Source organism: Dissulfurispira sp. (genome assembly GCF_036745535.1).
GTDB lineage: Bacteria > Nitrospirota > Thermodesulfovibrionia > Thermodesulfovibrionales > Dissulfurispiraceae > Dissulfurispira.
Genome location: NZ_DAIOFX010000137.1, coordinates 1 through 2765 on the forward strand (window position 1 = coordinate 1; position 2765 = coordinate 2765).

At 44.6% G+C, this 2765-nt stretch carries 5 protein-coding genes and 1 pseudogene; all 6 read right to left on the reverse strand.

Translation table 11 applies throughout. From position 1 onward, the window contains the following. Window positions 1-628: sensor histidine kinase (locus V7L97_RS12030; protein ID WP_333656305.1), on the reverse strand; the 628-nt coding region annotated here is incomplete at its 3' end. Further along, on the reverse strand, window positions 534-827 hold the full coding sequence (locus V7L97_RS12035; RefSeq protein WP_333656307.1) for a HAMP domain-containing protein: 294 nt from the start codon (window positions 825-827) through the stop codon (window positions 534-536). The genes V7L97_RS12035 and V7L97_RS12030, both read right to left, overlap by 95 nt. A 46-nt stretch (window positions 828-873) precedes the next feature. Further along, the gene (locus V7L97_RS12040; RefSeq protein ID WP_333656310.1) at window positions 874-1680 is read right to left on the reverse strand and encodes a cache domain-containing protein; all 807 of its coding nucleotides are present in this window, start codon (window positions 1678-1680) and stop codon (window positions 874-876) included. Window positions 1681-1773: 93 nt separating this feature from the next. Beyond that, entirely contained in the window at window positions 1774-2103 is a 330-nt protein-coding gene (locus tag V7L97_RS12045) for a hypothetical protein (protein WP_333656312.1), read from the reverse strand. A 23-nt stretch (window positions 2104-2126) separates the two neighbouring features. Beyond that, window positions 2127-2519, reverse strand: a complete 393-nt coding sequence (locus V7L97_RS12050; RefSeq protein WP_333656315.1) for a cytochrome b/b6 domain-containing protein — start codon at window positions 2517-2519, stop codon at window positions 2127-2129. Between the two features lie 12 nt (window positions 2520-2531). After that, window positions 2532-2765: pseudogene (locus tag V7L97_RS12055) on the reverse strand (hypothetical protein); the annotation flags it as partial.

Consider the following 2765-nt stretch of genomic DNA (forward strand, 5'->3'; position numbering starts at 1 on the left):
TTATGCCTAAAAGCCCTAACCCCCTAAAGTCCTTTCTTGCATGAACGGCCTGCTGAAACAGGGTTTTGACATCGAAACCCTGGCCGTCGTCCTCTATCTCCAGGATTATATGATTGTTGTCTGCCTTGAAATTCACAAAGACATTTTTTGCGGCTGCATGGCGTGAGATGTTCGCAATCGCCTCCTGTATAATCCTGAAGAGCCTTATCTCTATATCCTGACTGAACCGTTTGTCTTTAGCCCCGGTGATATTGTAAAAGATGTTTGTCCCTTTTTCTCCCAAATGGATGTCAAGGAGCCATTTAATTGCTGCTTCCAGTCCAAGGTCATCGAGAAGGGACGGCCTGAGGTTTTGTATGGCTGTATTGAGTCCATCGAGGGTTTTAAGAACTATTTCCCTGATGACGTTAATTTTATTTGCCGAAATCTGTTCAGGATAGAGCTTGCACATATCGATCTTCATGAGAAGCGCCGAGAGGTCCTGTATTGTATCGTCATGGAGGTTTCGCGCTATCCTCTTCCTTTCTTCTTCTTCAGTGGAGATTATCTTGTTTAGCAGGTTCTCGATCCTCTGCTGGCCTTCTTTTATTTTTCCGCGTCCTTTCCTTAACCCTCTTTTCGAGCTCAAGGTTATAATTTTTTATGCTCTCGATGGACCTGTCAAGTTTTTCCCTCATGGTCTCAAAACTCCGGCTTAAGACCCCTATCTCGTCGCTGCCCTGAACTGCAACAGGCTCTGAAAGGTCTCCCCTTGATATCCGATCTGTTGCCTTTATCAATTCCTTTATTGGATCGACCACGCTCCTGCTTATCCCCATTGCGAGCATAAATGCAGTCCCTATAAAGATCGCTCCGAGTGTGACAAAGGTTTTTTCATATGCATGGAAGGCTCAAAGACATCGACTTCGGGTTCCTGTATGGATATGCCCCATGGCGCCATTTCGAGGGGTACGAATGCCACGACATTTGTGGATTTTTTCTCCTCTCCTGATCATGGCATTGGTGGCATGTTGTTACGCGTTCTCTCTTTGAATTTATTATGGTGCTGAAGAATTTGTTGTAGTCGCAGTATGTGAGCGTGCGGGAAGGTTTTGATGAGGCTATGACTATGCCGTTGGAGTCTATGATGTCTATGAATGTATTCTCCCCTATATCGGTAAACCTCAGTATATTTGTGAGGATCGGATTGGTGGGATCGACCTCGCCTCCTGCTATTCCCACATGGTTTCCGTTTTTGTCCTTGAGCGGCACCAGTACAAACAGCACCTTTCTATTTGCCGTATCGCTGCTGTAGATGTTTGATACAACAGGCCTTCCCGTTGCGATCATCCTGCTTATGGGCTCGATGCTCAACAGATTGAGGTTGGTATCCTTTATTTTCTCCGGATAATTCAGGATGACATTGCCTCCTTTATCGAGGAGGAATATTCCATCGGTGAATATGGAATACCTGTATGCGGTATTAAGGGCTTCCCTTTCGGGGGTCAGGTCATTGTCGTTGAGATTTACGCTTCCTGTCAGGGATATGTCGTACAGGCGGTTTATATTCTCTTTTATGATGTTGTCTGTATTGTTTCTGATGAGGCGTGCGAGGGCGAGCTTTTTATTTAGGGAATCCTCGATGTTTTTCTCGATGGTATAGTAACTGACGATGCCCAAGCTTAATAAGATTATTGACATGCCTAGCGTTACTGCCAGGGTTATCCTCTTTCGCAAACTCCCTTTTTCTTCACCCATGATGGAATTATAAAGCAAAAATCTAAAAATACAACTTTAGGATAAATGTTCATTGACTTCTAAACTTTCAGGGCGCTCCATTTCCTTATGTGCGCTTATAATTTCCTCAACAGGCTTGTTTTCAATTCTCGCAAGTTCGGCGGGATGTTCCAGCGCCATTCTTTCCCGCGATATGTAACCCGTAAAAATACTTTTATCGATGGGGAATATCTCCGGACTGAATATGGAGTTGTAGATATGCCAGAGGGCAATAATGAGGAACATCAGGAATCCCTGATTGGTGTGCATCACCTTTGCGGCAGGGATTATTTCTCCGGGCAGGAACCGTGTGAGAAGGGCAGGGAGCCAGAGTATAATGCCTGTCATGATCATCAGGACTGCACTGATGATCACCCCCAGTATTCGAACTTCTGTTTGTAACTGTAACGGTCGCAGATAGCGGGCTGTGCCTCCACGCCGAGATAATATCTGATATTGTATATCGCATCGCTGAAGTCTTTTTTATTGATGACCATGGAAGGCAGCCATTTTTTAGCTGCAATGCATACCATCCCTGTTATGATATGGAATGCAGTAACGACCAAAAATACCAAGCCTGCGTAACGGTGGATGAGCCTTACATAATCTATCCCTCCGAGGTGAAAGATGAACCAAAGGGAGATATCGAGGTAATGAAACTTCTGGGATAGTCCAGTGACAACGAGGACAATAAAAGTTGTCATATATATCCAGTGTTCGGCAATGCGATATGTGCTGAACCTCCTGATCTTATTTTTCAGCATATAATCCTCCCTTCACCTGTTTACTGCATATCGCCAGATATGCAAAAGGATTTGCAGGATAATGCCTATTACCATGATAGGTGTAAATATCTTGTATATCATTGTGACAATAAATACCAGCGGTGCGTTTGCAAGGGTCGGTTCATAATGTGAAAGCCATGCATCAGGGAAATTCTTTGCCGCATCCTTATCGGATATATACATCCAGCTCGTGCCTCCAGCCTCGTGTTCGCCATAGATATGGTC

Excerpts from the sequence above, each read along its gene's own strand:
- V7L97_RS12035 (WP_333656307.1), bottom strand. The coding sequence starts at position 827 with ATGCTCGCAATGGGGATAAGCAGGAGCGTGGTCGATCCAATAAAGGAA.
- V7L97_RS12040 (WP_333656310.1), bottom strand. The coding sequence starts at position 1,680 with ATGTCAATAATCTTATTAAGCTTGGGCATCGTCAGTTACTATACCATC.
- V7L97_RS12045 (WP_333656312.1), bottom strand. The coding sequence starts at position 2,103 with ATGACAGGCATTATACTCTGGCTCCCTGCCCTTCTCACACGGTTCCTG.
- V7L97_RS12050 (WP_333656315.1), bottom strand. The coding sequence starts at position 2,519 with ATGCTGAAAAATAAGATCAGGAGGTTCAGCACATATCGCATTGCCGAA.